Raw genomic sequence first — 16,461 nt, 5'->3', positions numbered from 1 at the left:
TTAAAGGTGATAATGAAAGTTGAGCATCGAGTTAGCCATTTTGAGGCCCGGAGCAGGACTGCTCAGTTGAGAATTGGGCGCGTACTGATGTTTATTGCTATTAACGGTAAAATCAACGAAAGCACCAAGGAAAATACATTAGCCGGCAATATTTGGGAGCCCCAAAAAGGTGAAGCTGTTCATATATGTTCAAGTGAGGTGCTACTTGTGAAAGTTGTGCGATGATGATTTTAAAAAAGCCTTCACCGTAAAGAGAAGGCTTCTATTATTTTTATCTAGTTTGGGGGGCTTACTTTGTCATAAAGCGTCTGAACCCAACTAAAGAGAACATGAACAAGCTGATAATGCCAAAAGAACCGCTTGAACCGTTATCTTGGTCAAGTGTTTGAGTTGGTGTCGGCTCTGTCTTATTGTCATCACCTTTAGCTGCCGGTGCTTTTACTGTGATACTTATGCTTTGCGAATGAGACAGGCCAAATGAGTCCGTTACCGTGAATGTAAATTCAAGCGTTTCGTCTTGCGTTACCGTTGGTGCAATAAATACAAGTTGCCCATCGTCGCCTGGCAGGTCCACTGCCGTGCCAGATTTTTGCGCCCAGCTATAAACCATGCCGTCACCATCGGGATCCGTTGAAGTGGCAATAATAACAACCTCATCGCCTATAGAAGCGCTTTGAGTTTCACTGGCTAAAGTAGCTACTGGTGCATTGTTTTTGCTGATGTTGACTTTAAGCAATTCAGTTGTGCTTGCCCCAAAGCTGTCAGTCGCAGTTAACTGGTAGATAACCGTTAAATCTTGCAGTGCTTTGTCAGCTTTAACTGCCACACTTGCTGTATCGCCAACCACTTCATCTTGGGCTGATAACTTAACCCAAGAGTAAGTAATCGCATCCCCTTCAGGATCTGTCGATGGTGACGCATCCAATGTAAATTCAGCTTCACTTCTTACATTAATTTCGTCTTGTGCAAACATAATAACAGGGGCTTTATTCGTGGCGATATTGACCGTGACCTGTGCACTTGACGCTGCGCCGTGCTCATCCGTGACAGTTACCTGATATGTTCGAGTTGTATCAAACGCGACTTTTTCAGCTTGAAGTGTAAGTGTTGCTTCTTCGCCTAACACTGTTTCCACATTATCTAAGTCAACCCATTGGTATGAGATTTGATCTTGATCTGGGTCCAAAGACTGGCTTGCATCTAAGGCAAACTCTAACTCGCTTCGCGTATTAATTTCTGACTGTTCAACGACAATTTGAGGACTGGCATTCACAAAATCTGTTGAGATATTTTTTAAAGTAACATTATCAGTACCCGTTGAAATAGAAGCATCTTTTTTATACTTAAATAAAATGCGGTTGATACCCTCAACTAAGTTCACCTTTACGTTTTGGAATGTGCTTAGTTGACCGCTAATATCAACTAGATTTTTACCGTTATGATGCACAGTTAGAAAATCAAAATTTTGCTCACTGGAAATGAGATAATCAAAACTAAGCTCGGTAATGTGTGGATCATTTATCTCTGCTACTAAATAAGTCGTTTGTGTGTCTACTGTAATATCCGGATTTTCGGCTCTATCAGAAATGTCACCACTGACCAGTACATGTTCTCCAGAGTCAGTAATGTCTGTTTTCCATGCCTCATCGCCGCCTGTAAGCCATTGAATTTTTGGAGAAGTAGACATATGTTCTGTCACGTTTTCGAGTGTGTTAGTGACCTTATGAAAACTAAAGTTACCAGTGAGAACACTCTCTGAAGGTGCTGTTATTGTCACCGAGATATCGTAGTTTCCATACATTTGCTCATCAGGTACACGCACTGTGAAGTCACATCCTTGATCAGGTGCGAGTGTTGCATTTGCACAGTTTTGTCCAATTAACTCGACGTTGCTTGAGCCATTTTGCAACACAAAGTCAGAAATGCTGATAGCGTAGTCTAGGGTATTCTTAAATGTACCTTGTATTTGTGCCGAAGGTTGATCCGGGATGACTGCTGTGATGCTTTCTGAATTAAATCCAAAGTCAATTAATTTTGTGTGAGTCCATAATAGTAAAGACGCTACATCAGCATAGACACCCGGCTTATTTGGTAGTGCACATCCTGCACCCCAGCTCACAACCCCGACTTGCACCCACTCGTTATTACGTTGCACTATCAGCGGTCCGCCACTGTCTCCTTGACAAGAGTCTTTACCACCATCTTCTAGCCCTGCACACATCATGGTATTTGATATTTCACCATTGTAATGGGTGCTGTCGTTGCAAATCTCGTTAGACACGTAGGGAACGTCTACTTCTTGTAACTTAGTAGGGCTCTCGCCGCCAGAGCTAAGTCGGCCCCAACCCATGACTTTCAAATTTTCACCAGAGGTGATGCTGTTCCTAACTTGTGGATCTGCAAGTTTGATCGGTGTAATGTTTTCAACAGGGCGATCTAGCTCTAAAATAGCAATGTCATTATTGTATTGGTAATGAAAATTGTACTGCTCATGCATTACAATTCTAGTGACTTGATATGTTTGCCATTGCGATTCATCAGTTAGATCGTGACCTTCAAATTTAACTGAAAATGCACTTGCAGGTTGGTCTTCAACACAGTGACTTGCTGTCAGCACTTTATTATCACCGATAAAGGATAAACCACACCAATGCATGTCACCTAGATGTAGGCTCCCCATAAAAGGGTATGAAAAAGGCGTTGCTTCCTCTCCACCGACAATGCGAGGTTCTATATCATTTTTTAACTGGAACGTGTTCTGAGTTGAAACCTGCTTTAGGGGGGTGTACTTGTCCATGGCATAGCCTGCAATTGGAGATGCCACCGTGGCAAGAAGAAGAACTCCCTGTATTTTACCGAGCATAACTTTTCCTTTAAATTTTAAGGTTTTGAATTTCATGGTTAATTTTGCACTTATGTGTACTTTGTTAAGTTGCCGTGCTGTCATGTTGATGACTTATTCTACAATCTAAAGTGTTCCATTTAAAGATACAATTGCAAAATCAGCATCAACTTTTATGACAAACATATAAAACTAGATTATGTTAGGCAGAGTATAAACTATATTAGATGCCAGTTAGGTTAAATGAGACCTCAAGGAGAAATAATGAAATTTGAACAACTATTGAGCCACTTTGATACCGGGATCTGTATTGATCAGCTGCAAAAAGAGTCCTTATTGGACCTAGCTCTACTGTTTATTGGTGTTGACGGCAAAATTGATGAAAGCGAAAAGCGTGTTGTACATGATTGGGCCAATCAATTGCAGTGGAATTCAACAATCGCATTAGAAGATTATTTAGAAGACAGCCTCAGTAAATCCATTTTGGCTGTACAGCAAAATGACATAGAGTCATTTATCCAGCATCGTATGCGTCATATTGTGGATGCGCCCATGAGAAAGTTCGTAAAAGAGCTTGTTATCAAAGTAATTGAAGCCGATGGCAACGTTGATCAAGCAGAACAGCGTGCGTTAGCCATTTTGGAAGCTGAACTATAACTTAGTAGTATAGAAGGCAGGTCAATTAAATGGAACCTGCCTTCATTGCATTAATTATTGACCCATTGTGGGAAAGGATCTGGCAGTGTACTCCATAACTGCATACCAAGTGCCATTTCTTCTTCAGAGAGTAAGCAGTTGTCTAGCCCCTCAATGATGGCTTGTTTATTTAGCTTTTGACCAATGAATACAAGCTCTTGACGCATATCACCGAAAGGCTCCTCCCACATGGCTTGTATTGCGTCGAGATAATCAGGATCTGTCGGCCATTGCTCCTGTGGCACTGCTTTCCAAAACAGGCCCGCCATGCCGTATTGAGCCATGCCACCAGCTTGACTCCAGCTGCCCGCGTATTGAGGACGCGAGGCTAACCAAAAAAAGCCTTTTGAGCGAATGAGTTTACCCTTTTTGTCTTTACTATGCAGAAATTCATAAATTCTTTGTGGGTGAAAAGGTTTTCTGGCGGTGTATGTAAAGCTACTGATCCCAAATTCTTCGGTTTCTGGCACGTGTTCGCCACGTAGCTCTTTTAGCCAACCTGGCGCCAGCTGCGCTTTTTCAAAGCTAAACTTTCCAGTCGCGAGAATTTTTTCGAGGGGAACTTGACCATTTAGCGCAGGAATTTGCGTGGCTTCGGTATTGAGTGTACTTAATATGCTTTGCAAGCGGCGCAACTCGGTAGGAGAGACTAAATCAGTTTTGCTAATTACAATTACATCAGCAAATTCTATTTGGTCCACCAACAAATCAGCGACATTGCGTAGGTCATCTTCTCCTAAGTTTTCACCAACGTCTTGTAATGATTTAGCTTGATCGTAATCTTTCAAAAAATTAAGGGCGTCCACCACAGTGACCATGGTATCTAAAGTTGCGATATGAGAGAGACTTTGCCCTTGCTCATCCATAAATGTGAAAGTTTCAGCGACTGGCAGTGGTTCTGAAATCCCTGTCGATTCAATAACTAAATAGTCATATTTACCATTTTTGGCAAGCTGATTTATCTCTTCGAGCAAGTCTTCTCTCAGCGTGCAACAAATACAGCCATTGCTCATTTCGACTAACTTTTCTTCAGCACGATTAAAGCCGATTTCATTTTGAATGGTCGCAGCGTCGATATTTATCTCACTCATATCGTTTACAATAACGGCAATTTTTAACCCATCTCGGTTATTGAGTATGTGGTTGAGCAGTGTTGTTTTACCTGCTCCGAGAAAACCGGAAAGCACTGTAACAGGCAATTTTGACGGTGTATGTGGCATAACTTGCTACCTTTTTAGTTGCTGTGATAAGAGGTCCGTAGCGCTGCGCTACGAGCGGATCATATGTTCCTTCATTTCTTGGCAGACTTTGACATCAATACAATACTCAGCAGTTGGCCTTGCCATTAGTCTCTGAATACCAATAGGCTCGCCTGTTTCAAGGCAATACCCATAGGTACCTAATCGAATTCGTTCAAGTGAAAGTTGAATTTTGGGCAGGAGTTTTTGCTCTCGTTCGACTATGCGCATGAGAAGTTCACAGTGCTCTTCCCACGATGCACGATCATTAAAGTCAGGCAGATCAGGCGGGTTAAGCATTTCTTCTTTAGCTTCTTTGATCCTTTCTCGAGTCGTGTCATGTAGCTCAATGAGCTTGTCTTTGAAAAAAGCGAGTTGCTCTTGGTTCATATATTCTGATTCTGGTGCTTGAATCATTTGTTCTTCTGTAGATAAGGTCATAACCAATTAGCCATTATTTTAGTTAATTGTTATGTTATAACATAAATTGCGACTTTAACCATGATATTTGCAATGGGTACCTATTCTAAAGGTGTTCATTGAATGGATTATTTTATAAATACGATGAATTCTCATTACCATTTGTGTATTATTGTTTTGTTATATTGTATCAATTGTTGATTGTTAAGAATGCAGGTGGATCTTAAATGATAGAAACGCAAGTTGTGATTGTTGGTGCAGGACCCGCAGGTCTTGGCTGTGCGGCATTATTAAAACAGATGGGGATCAAAGGCAAAGACTTAATCGTTCTTGAACGTGGTGAAATAGGGGAGAGCTTTTTGAGATGGCCCGAAAGCATGCGATTTATCACACCTTCATTTCCAAGCAACGGCTATCATCAAACGGACTTAAATGCGATTACACCTGATACCTCTCCCGCATTTAATGCAGGTAAAGAACATTTGAGTGGCAAGGAATATGCTGCTTATTTGAAGATGGTTGTAAAGCACTACCAAATTGACGTCACCGTCCATACTGAGCTGAATAAAGTGACCTCTTTAGGCCCCAGTGACGGTTTTGAGCTGCAAACACATAATTCACATATTCGATGTCAGTATTTGATTTGGGCTGGTGGAGAGTATCAATCTCCTAATACTCAAAGCTTCACAGGTGCTGACTTATGTATTCACAATACGCGTATTCGTAGCTGGGAAGCTCTTGATAAAGGCCATTATGTAGTGATAGGTGGATACGAAAGTGGTGTCGATGCAACTTTCAATCTTGCCAAATTGGGGCATAAAGTCACGCTGTTGGAATGTAGTCACGATAACGAACAGACCTATGACCCTAGCAAAGTACTATCACCTTACACTGCAGAGCGTATGTCATGCATAGCAAACAATACAGACATTGATTTTAACGGCGAGTTTGAAGTAAGTGCCGTTTTCAAAGAAGGGGATATTTTTGTGGTGCAGTCGACAGACGGCGACGAAATTCGTACCCCATTTCCACCCATCAACTGTACTGGGTTTGAGATTGACTTAGGACCCGTCAGTGAGTTTTTTGTCTATCAGGATAACGGTTATCCGTGGGTAAGCGCTTTTGATGAATCGACCAAGCTCAGAAACTTGTTTTTGGCTGGACCAAGATTATTTCATGACCCAACACTGTTGTGCTTTATATATAAGTTCAGAGGCAGGTTTGCTGCACCTTGTAGTGTCATTGGCTCGGAGTTAGAGCTAGATATGTCCATTTTAAAGCATTATCGACAGGCCGGTATGCTATTGGAAGATTTGAGTTGCTGTCAGCAGCAGGAGTGTTTCTGCTAATGGAGCAATTCATTGATGTACAGACTTTTTATCCTGAGAAAAAAAGAAAAAACAATTGGCTGTTGATAGGTAAGGAAAGCGTTGGTAAAACTGCGTTAACAGAAAACCTTGTAGGAAAGAAGCCAAATAGGAGTAATTTTCAGGGCAGCTCTTTGTTTTGCCAAGAATACAGCTGGAATGGTCAAACAATTACTGATACTCCGGGTATTCAGAGCAAGATGGACAGTGTAGTGATCTCCCAAGTACTTAGTCGGTTAAAGGTTAGCGAACATATTATATTGACCGTGAAAGCATCTGATTTGGCCAGTGATCTATCTGATCTCTGGCATTTGGTGCAAGGACAAAGTGGGATAGTGATATTGACTCACTGGGACATGGTTAAACATAAAGCAGACGTGCAACAAGAGCTGGCAAAGCTCAGGCAAAGTACTGAACTTGCTTGGATCACCGTTGACAACCGACATATTTCACCTCAACAACTTCAAGAGATCGAGTATGCACTGAGCAATCCATCTCGGTTTCCAAAGCATCCCCCCAAACTGTCGGCGAACTGGTCAGTCAAACCAAAAATATTGTTCTTTGAACGCACTGGGTTGGCGCCGCTTATATCTTTTCTGATATTGGTCTTACCCGCTTGGTTTGCAGTGACAAATGCGAATGCATTTGCCGATTGGTTGTACCCAACGATTGAGCAGCCAGTTAAATTAATTAAAAGCAAGCTGTCACTGCTACCTGAGCCGCTAAATCAAATGATGATTGGCGATTATGGTCTAGTTGCAATGTTGCCATTTTTAATCTTGTATGCGCTGCCAACCGTGGTGATTTTTTCCATTATTATTTCACTATATAAAACGACGGGGCTTATAGACAGGCTGTCTTATCGGCTCGATCCCGTGATGCATAAAATTGGTTTAAGTGGTCGCGACTTGGTGCGAGTAATTATGGGGTTTGGGTGCAATGTGCCTGCGATTATCCAAACCCGAAATTGCTCCTGTTGCACACGGGGCAGCTGCGTATCAGCAATTTCTTTTGGCTCTGCTTGCTCTTATCAATTGCCAGCGACTGTGGCGGTGTTTTCTGCGGCAGGAAAACCCTATCTAACCTTGCCTTATTTAGTCATTTTGGCTGTGACGACTTGTATTTATTTAATTGTCACCACGTCAACAGCACAGAGAAAAGCAGCAGCATCGCAAAACTTGTTAAATCGCGGATTTTTACAACCACCAAATTGGCGTTTTGCCATGAACGAAATGAGTGACGTTATCCGCTCATTTTTTACCACTGCATTTCCTTTGTTCATTGTTATTTGCCTTGTTGCAGGTTTTCTGGCTTGGCTTGGTGTTTTCGAGTTTCTCACAGTGTTAATTGCCCCTTTTATGAGTGCGATAAATCTACCTGAAGGTGCTGCCATTGCAGTGATCCTCGGTGCAATTAGAAAAGATGGTTTGGCTATTGGTTTGATTGATAGTGGCGCTCAAGGCATAAAACTCACCGAAGTGACCGACCTTCAGTTGTTGTGTACCGTATATTTAGCGGGAGTGATGTTACCTTGTTTAGTATCGCTTCTAACCATCATTCGCGAAATGCGGTGGAGATTCGCGTCGCAAATGGTATTCCGTCAAATATCTTGGGCGATTATATTTACCATGTCTATATCTTGGGGATTTACTTGGATATTGCATTGGCTGTAAGCAGGCCTGAGAAAAATATTGAACAGCTCAGATGAGCAGAGAAGTTGGGACAAATTGTCTCGTAATCCTTGGTTGTTGTTTGGTAGTTAAGAGAACGAATCAGAGCGAGGGCGTATTTCCTTTTTGTTTGCACATTTCGCAATAGAGTTGTCATTCAATTTCATGTAGTTTGAATATAATATTCTAATTTTCATGTGTGAAATTTCAATAAGAAGGGTGCAAGATGGCAAAATCGGTGGTGCAATTAAGTTGTATTTCTCTGTTAGTTTTATCACTGTTTGGTTGTGGAGGAGGAAGTAACTCTGAACCGACAAACAGTGTCAATAACGCTGAAAATAGCGCACCACAGTGCACATCTAACAAGCTAGAGACACCTAGAGGTAGTGGCGCGGTTCAAATTAATACGTCATTGAGTTGTTCTGATGCGGATGGGGACTCGCTTTCATTTGCACCTAACACAGTTCAAAGTGATGGTGCAGTGACTGGAGAGCATACGTTAAATGTGACGGTGTCTGATGGTCGAGGTGGGCAAACTGAAATTTCTTTCTTGTATCAAATCACGAATCAGGCCCCGGTATGTAGTCAAAATATTAAAGCTGACGTATCTCCCGCTGCTGGGCGTTTAGATGTTGCTCGCTATGTGTCATGTATCGACAGCAATGGAGATGCTATTGCATTCACACCATCAGAGATTGATATATCGAATCAACAAGAGGGTTCTTATCAACAGCAGGTAAGTTACTCTGATGGTGAACTCAGCGCACAGTTTAATTTAAACTATTCGGTTGTTGTGGATGTACAGTCAGAATTGACGCGTTGTGAATTAGTTTCCCACTCAGTCTCTTTGTCTCCAGAAAGCGATGTTGTTGTAAGTTGTGATGATAACTACGCCTATATCAAGTCAGATACCTATCCTAGTCATGATTTAATGAATGGTATTAAGGCAACTAACGAGCAAATTCCTGTCCCAGCAGTCGATTATTCTGCGCCAATTAAACTCTCGCCGCACCCTGCTACAAATCCGACAACAATCGATGCTGCACTCGGTGTGGCGATAAATGGCGTGCCAATTTATGACTACTCTGCGGCAGGTGAGCTGGACTTAGTAAACTACAACCCTGGTGTAGATACGGTTGCTCTAGGTCAACTAGACAACTGTGGCGGTCATGCAGGCAGAGGAGATGACTATCACTATCATACTGCGCCAACTTGTATGATGGCAGCTATGGAGACACTCAATGACGATACAATCATCGGCTGGGGATACGATGGCTATCCACTATATGGATATAACCAACCTGACGGCAGTAAGATTGAGTCTGGAGATCTAGAGCTTTGTAATGGTATGGCTGATGATACTTTTGGTTATCGATATCATCTTTCTAGCGAACCACCTTATGTATTTCAATGTTTGGTTGGCGAAGTTGACACCAGTATATTACTTCGGGTTGCTCCTTTGACTGGCGGGCTAGACCGTGCAGACCTTCGCCCACCTGCGGGAGATGTGCAAAACTTAAAACACACCATTGATAGTAACGGAAAAAGAACCATGAGTTACGATTATCAAGGCGAAAACTACTATGTAAGCTACACGCCAAGTCAAGACAAAGTTAACTGTTATGATTTTGAAATGAAAGCAATTTCTAACCAGGGTGAGATTCAAACAGGGACATATTGCCGATGAGAGGTTTTTTGAGTTTACATGCCTCTTTGGGCGCTGTGTTGGTGTTATTCATTTGCGCCTATGCACATGGTCATGCTCTAAAGGAAACCACCGCGACAATTACGGTACGAAGTGGACAAATAGATGTGTTGGTCAATACGGACTTCAGTCATTGGCTTGAGCAGCTACACAGTAATGAGTCATGGTTACTTGGAGACACAGAGCTGGTGCTTAAAAACACACACTCAGAAAATGAAAAAGTCACCTTGCTCAAAGACATGGTACTTTCAAGTAGCAAAGTGATGGTCAACAACACTCAGCTTAGTTGTAAGCTAATTCAATTTCCCTCCAAACTTGATGTGCTTCATAAGGCCCACCATAGTCGTGGCTATTTTAGGCTTAGTTGTTTGTCTCAGCGGAAAAAATTAGAGTCGGTTTCATTGTCACTACCGAAATCACTTGGACGTGTTTATGTGAGTTTGGTGCAACCAAAACAGCAGCTAATTGATGCTGGGCAACGAGCCGCCTTTACATTGAAGTAGGGATTTGTTTGCGGGCCTTGTGCTATTGTGATCAAGACCCGAATTTAGACTAAATAAAATTTAATGATGTTTTGGCCTCGCCTACAAACGCAGTTTACTTGCTAAATTTGCGTGACCAGCGACTAAGTCTTTAGTGAGTTGTTCATCTGGTGTTGTGCCATAGGCATGTTTGACCGCTGTACCACCTAGCACAATCGCCCCCTTGCGTGGGAACATATAAAGGTAACCTTCAGAGGTGGGTACAACATAGGAGTAGTTTATTTCGGGCTGTGGCAATAGGTGCGTCATTTGGCCTTGTATAGGATACATGCTGGTATCATCGAATAGTTTGCTTGCCCCCAATCCAGTGCAATTAACAATCACTTTTTCTTTGAGCGCCAAGACTTCATCTCGGTTATTGAATGTTGTCTGTTTTAACTGGGCCCCTGCAAGCAGTGCGTCTTGCAATAGCGCTGGCAGGTATAGCATTGGATCTATCAGCAGCGCTTTCATATAGCTTTGAAATGGATAACCAAACAAGTTATCTTCTGTACTTGCTGCAAGCTCTGGATATAAATCGTTGCCCCCGGGTAGCGGCCTTTTAAAGTGCCGGACTTCAGGCAAGAGTAAATGGTAATTGTGCCAATAGACACCGTACTTAGGTCGATTGACATAGGTAAGAAAACGCGAAAATGCTCCGCGGATAATGTGTGTGTCTTGTGCTAAAAATTTATCAGAAACTATCTCTCTATCGAAGTAACTACTTGGAAGCCAAACAGCTGCTGCAATATCTGAGGTGGTATGAGGTGGAAAGTCCTCAGCGTAAATAGTGACACTAAAACCTTCTTGTGCGAGCAGCAATGCTGTTGTGATCCCCATAACCCCAGAACCGAGCACGGCAATGTCTCTGGAAAGGGGCTTGCTGGCAAGTTGGGCCGCCACGATGGAGGTACCCCAAGATAAACTGATCCCACCGCCGCCATGGCCATAGTTGTGTACGACAGTTTTATTCCCAAGTTGTTCAGCCTCTAATCGATAACCTTCTGGTCTAAATGGACGCAGGCCAACAACAGAGTGAGTCACTCTACGCATCGAAGCCTTAATGGGCTGGTAGTGACTATAGCGGCTAGGTTTTGACTGGATCGCACTGGGGGCTGTCGAACAAGAAGCTAGGCTAAGCGCGCCAATTCCATACCCTGCACCAATTAAAAGTTCTCGTCTATTCATTGCAGAACACCTCCTTTTGCATTGTTATACCATAACGTTGTACCTAAAAAGATAAAAAAGTAAAGCGTAATACGACGTACAGCTCTTTCGACCATGCCTTGTGTTTGCGCCAGTAATCATCAAATGGCTCATAATAGTTAAAGTAAATATGCTAATTTTTACATTCGTTTACGGTAAAACTCTGGCAATAATATGTGGTATTGCTCTGAATTTATTAAGTATATACGGAAGCACTTGATGATTTTGTTGTTTACGTATTTTCAGGTTATTGCGCTTTGAGCTTCTATTTTGTTAGCTTCATAGGTGTGTAGTGGTGATTGGTACAACTCAATCGTTACAGTGAACGTTGGCATTAAAGTGGGTGAGGTATGTTAAACGAAGAAATAAAAATTGATACACCAGGGTGGTTTAAAGCGCTACATCTCGCTGTCATGTGTGTATTTTCGATTGTAATCGCAAGCTTTACATATATAGGGCTCTATACAGGCTTTGAATTGACCTTACTAATTGTTGCAAAAGCGGTTTTTTATTCTTACTTAGTATTTACTGTGTTTATGAATATAAGGTGTTTAAAATACTATGGCGTCCATTTCGTCATCAAAAATAATAAAGTTTATTATCATAAAAACACTGCAATAACAGAGTATGAACTAGATGAACTTGAGTTCGAAGAGTACGCGTTGTCGGGTATATATAAAATTCAAACCAAAAATGGCGATGTGCTGGCCATTATGCATAGCTGGCTGCCAGGAGGGCAAATATTAGTATCTAATCTAGGCCGCTGTATTGACTAATTTTACAAGCAATAAGTCTGTGAGCGAAATGCCATCATCAGAGTTCGGTTTTTTGAAAACTTATTATTCACAGCGTGTTTAAGCTGTATTTTATTGAATGTAAACTCATCTCTAAATGCGTATTCTTGCTGCGCATTTAATAATCGGGGTTCTTAGGCTCCGTTGAGTTTGCTTGAAGTGGCTGGAATTCAATCACAGACTGATACCACTTTGCGTGTTTATCAATTTGATAGTGCCATTCATGCTGCTCACATATGCGTTGAATGATGATGTTCCCTAGCCCAAAGCCAGCGGATTGCCCGCTATCTTGTTGAACGCCAACTGGGTTTCTTATGCTTAGACTGCTTTCATTGGCCTCAATGATTATTTGACCGTGACAACCATGCTGTATTGCGTTTCGCAGCAAGTTTGTCATGACAATTTCGGCGGGTATCTTGTCTATCATTGGCTGTACGGTGAAATCACCGTGTTGAGAAATCACTTGATCCTGACTTGCTGCACGCTCCGAAAAGTTGGTAATAACCACCGATAGCACGTCAGACAAACAAACAGGCTCGCACGCAATACTTCGTTGCTCACGAGACAAACTGAGCAGCATTTCAATAATATCGCTCATACTTGCTGTGGCGCGTTCAATTCGCTTTAGGGGCTTTTGCCACTTGCTGTCAGTGACTTCTTGCATCTGTAGCAAAGATAAAGCCCCCTTAATGACTGTCACCGGAGTTCGTAACTCGTGGCTAGCAAAGCCGGTAAATTCGCGCTCACGACGAATAAAATTTTCAATGCGTTGGCTGTACTCAACGAGCGTTTTTACCAATAACCCGAGTTCATTGTCTTGGGGATAATGATAAGAAATGGGTTGCTGCGGGTTGGATTGACGGGCATTAATTTGATCGATAAGCAAGTACATAGGCGCCAGTGCCCGTTTTAAAATGACATGGAAAAAGAATAAAAACACCAGCAATAAAATTAAAAAGCCAACAAGGATGAGCTGCATCATCATTTGCTCGGTTTCTTCTGACAGTTCAACCTCATTGACATCAGATAAAAAAACCAAAAACTGTTGAGGGGAGTGATTAACAATCGCGTAGTGATAGTCCAATTCATTGGGGTGATTCAATTCGTGGACACCTGCTGTCCAGTTATTTATGTATAGGCTAAAATTATTGGGAAGATCTGAAATGGACGAGTAGACACTAATATGAGGCGGTAAATAGGGCACAGTTCCTTGCGCCTTTGCTGCTAAATAATGAGAGATTGTTATTTGTAATTGTTTTTCAAAAATATGATCTTCAATTTTTTTTGATGCTGCAAACACGAGTAATACACTCACCAATGACAGCAATACAAAGCTCACTGAATATGCCAGCTTGATCCGTTGACTGAGACTAAAATGTGTCATGCTTGTTCCTTATTTGACGCTCGCTCAAGCCGATACCCTTGACCATGTTTACCTATGATAGATACTTCATTACTACATTTACTTAGAGATTTTCGTAAGTTGTAGATGTGACTGCGGAGAATATCCCGCTGTGGTTGTAGGTCGCCCCATAATGCAAACTCGATCTCACTTTTGGCGACTAGCTCAGGATGTGCTTTGGTGAGCAGCCACATAATCTTAAAAGTGCTTGGGTTTAAATTGAGCGGGACATTGTCGATATTGGCGGATTGCGTCTTTTCATTGAGCGCGATGCCATTTACGACGATATGGTGCTGATACTGTTTTTGATTCTTTCGGACCTGTGCCTGAATTCGCGCATATAACTCAGGCATGTCAAAGGGTTTAACTATGTAGTCGTCAGCACCTGAGTTGAAGCCAAGCAGCTTGTCGTCTAGGGTATCTTTAGCGGTCAGCATCAAAATAGGAATATCGCCACAGGGTAGAGTACGAATACGCTGAGTGGCTTGTAACCCATCGAGTTTTGGCATCATAACATCCATGATGAGTACATCAAATACCTCTGACTCCATAAGCGATACAGCCATTTTCCCGTCATATGCATAGTCTACGTGGTGGCCGCTTAACTCGAGAAAGTCACCAATATTCTCGGCGATATCTAAATGGTCTTCGGCAATGAGTACTCTCAATTTGGTCATATATCCTCAGCAGTATTTTTACAGGCTACGGTCGCTGTGCTTCCTTATGCCGCTTAGTATACGCACTAAAATGTCAATAAAGTGTCGTCAGATCCCGAAAGCATTATTTGACCCTTCTCGCGCATTTAAGTGCTGTTTTTTTTAAATAAAAAATATGTTTGCTCTATCGACACTTTATTGACATTCATCCCTTTACATTGGTGGCAACTTTAACAAGGAGCCAATGTAATGAAATTTTCTAAATCAATCACTGCAATATCGATTGCACTAATGCTTAGCGCGTGTGGTAGCGACAATGATCTTCAACAAAAGCTAAAGGGGACGATTCCAAAGAACACAGATATAGTGTCGCCGATAGTTCAGCCCCAACTTCGAGAACTCAAGCTTGAAGTGCCCGAGCAGGACGATGTCATGGTTGAAGACTTTCCAATCGCGCAATATGTGACTTATCCAGATGACCAACAACACATCGATGCGATATCCAGTATTGATGTAAATTGGCCTAAGATTAATGTACATCAAGCAGGCAAAGAGTATGGCTATATAGATGTTGACGCTTCTGAATTGTTTTACTACGCAAGTCCTTTGAATAGCAGCATTGCTAATGCTGCCACAGATCTTGAGAGACACGATGATTTTGTGTGGTTTGTAACAGGCAGCAGTACACTTCACCGGCTAAATTTAGCGGACAATATCAGCCACCACTGGTTGTTGATAGACAGTGATGAGTTCACCGAAGTTGCCATCGATGAATCAAACCCAAACTACGTTTGGATGTATGACCAATCTCAACATGCACTCACTTACTTTAACGCATCGACTGATGTAGCGACCAAATTTACGTTACTTGGCGAGTTCACAATTGCTGGACTGACTTTGGCTGACGATCAGCTGATTGTGCTCGCCCATGACCACGGTGACTATATGGTAATGGCTTATCAGGCACAAGGGGCTGAAGTTGAACATATTGCTTCATGGCATCTGGCTGGTTTTGAAGGGAAAGAATTTAATGACATAGCGCTTGCGCCAGATGGTCGTGTTGTCTTAAGTACACCAGATGTGGAAAATAATATTTATCTTGCAGCGGATAAATCTGAATTAATTGGAGATGGTCCCATCGAGGATACCGCTACGCTAGAAGTTGTGCAGAGATATGAATTAGATGAAGCGATTGCTCAGCCTTCCGGGATTTGGCCAAACCAAGATCAGTCGTGGACTTTGATCACAGATCAAGCTGAAGTTTTCCACCTAGATAGTGATTTTAAGTTGCTAGAGCGACATGAGATCGATTTTGACAGTGTGAATTGCAATCAAGGTTGTACAGAGGCAATAGTTGGGGATGATAACGTATTTTTTGCATTAGCTGATGGCGGCTTAGTTGGTCAATTTAATCGAGTCGGGGAGCACTATATTTTGCACCAAGAGTTTCAGATTGAGGTGACAGACGAAAAAGGTGCGCTCTATAGTTACTCGGGTTTGGGACATGACGCGACGTCCGGTGACTTTTACGTAGTGCCAGATCAGAACGGCGAAGAGCAAGCTGATATATTGATTGTTTTAGATGGCGAGTTTAACGTAAAAGCCAAGCACCCGATCACCTATTCGGGCGACACACAGGGCAGCATTTACCAGTTTGATGCACAAGGGGTACACTTCAGTAACGGATTTGTTTATGTTGTCTCTGAGCAATTTACCAAGGTTTTGAAGTTAAACCTTGAAGGCGAAATAGTTGCGGTAATTGATCTTAATGAAGAAGATGTTATGGAGCCCAGTGACATCGCAATTCGTGATGGACACGTTTATATTGTAGGTGACCATGAAAACGGCGATCCAGTACCACCAATCACTGCGTTTAAAGTCGAAGAGGAATAAGCAATTAAGAGATGATACCAGCTACTAAGTAGCTGGTATGATTTTCATAAG

13 protein-coding genes are annotated in these 16,461 nt (G+C 42.2%); 7 read left to right on the top strand and 6 right to left on the bottom strand.

The features are described 5' to 3' along the window. Nucleotides 1-289: 289 nt before the first annotated feature. Nucleotides 290-2,863: a serine protease gene (locus QNM18_RS04135; protein WP_284136438.1), complete on the bottom strand. Its 2,574-nt coding sequence runs from the start codon at nucleotides 2,861-2,863 to the stop codon at nucleotides 290-292. A 243-nt stretch (nucleotides 2,864-3,106) separates the two neighbouring features. Here QNM18_RS04135 and QNM18_RS04130 point away from each other — a divergent pair, with 243 nt between their 5' ends. After that, on the top strand, nucleotides 3,107-3,499 hold the full coding sequence (locus tag QNM18_RS04130) for a hypothetical protein (protein WP_211009057.1): 393 nt from the start codon (nucleotides 3,107-3,109) through the stop codon (nucleotides 3,497-3,499). A 50-nt stretch (nucleotides 3,500-3,549) separates the two neighbouring features. Here the strand turns inward: QNM18_RS04130 and zigA are convergent, their stop codons facing one another. Together zigA and QNM18_RS04120 are read right to left on the bottom strand one after the other, a co-directional pair. Continuing rightward, a complete protein-coding gene (gene zigA / locus QNM18_RS04125) occupies nucleotides 3,550-4,758 on the bottom strand; it encodes a zinc metallochaperone GTPase ZigA (protein WP_284136437.1) in 1,209 nt (402 codons plus the stop codon). A gap of 48 nt (nucleotides 4,759-4,806) precedes the next feature. Then, nucleotides 4,807-5,217, bottom strand: coding sequence for a TraR/DksA family transcriptional regulator (locus QNM18_RS04120; protein ID WP_284136436.1), 411 nt, complete (start codon nucleotides 5,215-5,217; stop codon nucleotides 4,807-4,809). A gap of 206 nt (nucleotides 5,218-5,423) precedes the next feature. On the opposite strand from QNM18_RS04120, the gene QNM18_RS04115 reads away from it, so the two are divergent. From QNM18_RS04115 to QNM18_RS04100, 4 genes are all read left to right on the top strand, one after another. Continuing rightward, nucleotides 5,424-6,545, top strand: a complete 1,122-nt coding sequence (locus QNM18_RS04115) for an NAD(P)/FAD-dependent oxidoreductase (protein ID WP_284136435.1) — start codon at nucleotides 5,424-5,426, stop codon at nucleotides 6,543-6,545. Continuing rightward, complete coding sequence (locus QNM18_RS04110; protein WP_284136434.1) at nucleotides 6,545-8,236, top strand: nucleoside recognition domain-containing protein; 1,692 nt, start codon at nucleotides 6,545-6,547, stop codon at nucleotides 8,234-8,236. Before QNM18_RS04115 ends, QNM18_RS04110 begins: the two co-directional genes overlap by 1 nt. 223 nt (nucleotides 8,237-8,459) lie before the next feature. Next, complete coding sequence (locus tag QNM18_RS04105; protein WP_284136433.1) at nucleotides 8,460-9,920, top strand: YHYH protein; 1,461 nt, start codon at nucleotides 8,460-8,462, stop codon at nucleotides 9,918-9,920. Nucleotides 9,921-9,928: 8 nt separating this feature from the next. Then, nucleotides 9,929-10,441, top strand: coding sequence for a hypothetical protein (locus tag QNM18_RS04100; protein ID WP_284136432.1), 513 nt, complete (start codon nucleotides 9,929-9,931; stop codon nucleotides 10,439-10,441). Between the two features lie 81 nt (nucleotides 10,442-10,522). Here QNM18_RS04100 and QNM18_RS04095 read toward each other — a convergent pair whose 3' ends face one another. Further along, complete coding sequence (locus QNM18_RS04095) at nucleotides 10,523-11,647, bottom strand: FAD-dependent oxidoreductase (RefSeq protein ID WP_284136431.1); 1,125 nt, start codon at nucleotides 11,645-11,647, stop codon at nucleotides 10,523-10,525. Between the two features lie 368 nt (nucleotides 11,648-12,015). Between QNM18_RS04095 and QNM18_RS04090 the strand changes: the two genes are divergently transcribed. Continuing rightward, nucleotides 12,016-12,441, top strand: coding sequence for a hypothetical protein (locus QNM18_RS04090; protein WP_284136430.1), 426 nt, complete (start codon nucleotides 12,016-12,018; stop codon nucleotides 12,439-12,441). Nucleotides 12,442-12,577: 136 nt separating this feature from the next. Here QNM18_RS04090 and QNM18_RS04085 read toward each other — a convergent pair whose 3' ends face one another. After that, nucleotides 12,578-13,843: a sensor histidine kinase gene (locus QNM18_RS04085; RefSeq protein ID WP_284136429.1), complete on the bottom strand. Its 1,266-nt coding sequence runs from the start codon at nucleotides 13,841-13,843 to the stop codon at nucleotides 12,578-12,580. Next, nucleotides 13,840-14,538 (bottom strand): response regulator transcription factor, encoded by a 699-nt coding sequence (locus QNM18_RS04080; RefSeq protein ID WP_211009067.1) that lies wholly within the window; start codon nucleotides 14,536-14,538, stop codon nucleotides 13,840-13,842. The genes QNM18_RS04085 and QNM18_RS04080 overlap by 4 nt, the downstream gene beginning before the upstream one ends. A gap of 228 nt (nucleotides 14,539-14,766) precedes the next feature. Between QNM18_RS04080 and QNM18_RS04075 the strand changes: the two genes are divergently transcribed. After that, a complete protein-coding gene (locus QNM18_RS04075) occupies nucleotides 14,767-16,410 on the top strand; it encodes a hypothetical protein (protein ID WP_284136428.1) in 1,644 nt (547 codons plus the stop codon). The last annotated feature ends 51 nt before the right edge of the window (nucleotides 16,411-16,461 follow it).

This window comes from Pseudoalteromonas obscura, from assembly GCF_030135505.1.
GTDB lineage: Bacteria > Pseudomonadota > Gammaproteobacteria > Enterobacterales > Alteromonadaceae > Pseudoalteromonas > Pseudoalteromonas obscura.
This window is presented reverse-complemented; position numbering and strand designations above follow the sequence as displayed.

Coding starts and splice junctions, on each gene's coding strand:
- QNM18_RS04135 (WP_284136438.1), bottom strand. CDS start 2,863: ATGCTCGGTAAAATACAGGGAGTTCTTCTTCTTGCCACGGTGGCATCT.
- QNM18_RS04130 (WP_211009057.1), top strand. CDS start 3,107: ATGAAATTTGAACAACTATTGAGCCACTTTGATACCGGGATCTGTATT.
- zigA (WP_284136437.1), bottom strand. CDS start 4,758: ATGCCACATACACCGTCAAAATTGCCTGTTACAGTGCTTTCCGGTTTT.
- QNM18_RS04120 (WP_284136436.1), bottom strand. CDS start 5,217: ATGACCTTATCTACAGAAGAACAAATGATTCAAGCACCAGAATCAGAA.
- QNM18_RS04115 (WP_284136435.1), top strand. CDS start 5,424: ATGATAGAAACGCAAGTTGTGATTGTTGGTGCAGGACCCGCAGGTCTT.
- QNM18_RS04110 (WP_284136434.1), top strand. CDS start 6,545: ATGGAGCAATTCATTGATGTACAGACTTTTTATCCTGAGAAAAAAAGA.
- QNM18_RS04105 (WP_284136433.1), top strand. CDS start 8,460: ATGGCAAAATCGGTGGTGCAATTAAGTTGTATTTCTCTGTTAGTTTTA.
- QNM18_RS04095 (WP_284136431.1), bottom strand. CDS start 11,647: ATGAATAGACGAGAACTTTTAATTGGTGCAGGGTATGGAATTGGCGCG.
- QNM18_RS04090 (WP_284136430.1), top strand. CDS start 12,016: ATGTTAAACGAAGAAATAAAAATTGATACACCAGGGTGGTTTAAAGCG.
- QNM18_RS04085 (WP_284136429.1), bottom strand. CDS start 13,843: ATGACACATTTTAGTCTCAGTCAACGGATCAAGCTGGCATATTCAGTG.
- QNM18_RS04080 (WP_211009067.1), bottom strand. CDS start 14,538: ATGACCAAATTGAGAGTACTCATTGCCGAAGACCATTTAGATATCGCC.
- QNM18_RS04075 (WP_284136428.1), top strand. CDS start 14,767: ATGAAATTTTCTAAATCAATCACTGCAATATCGATTGCACTAATGCTT.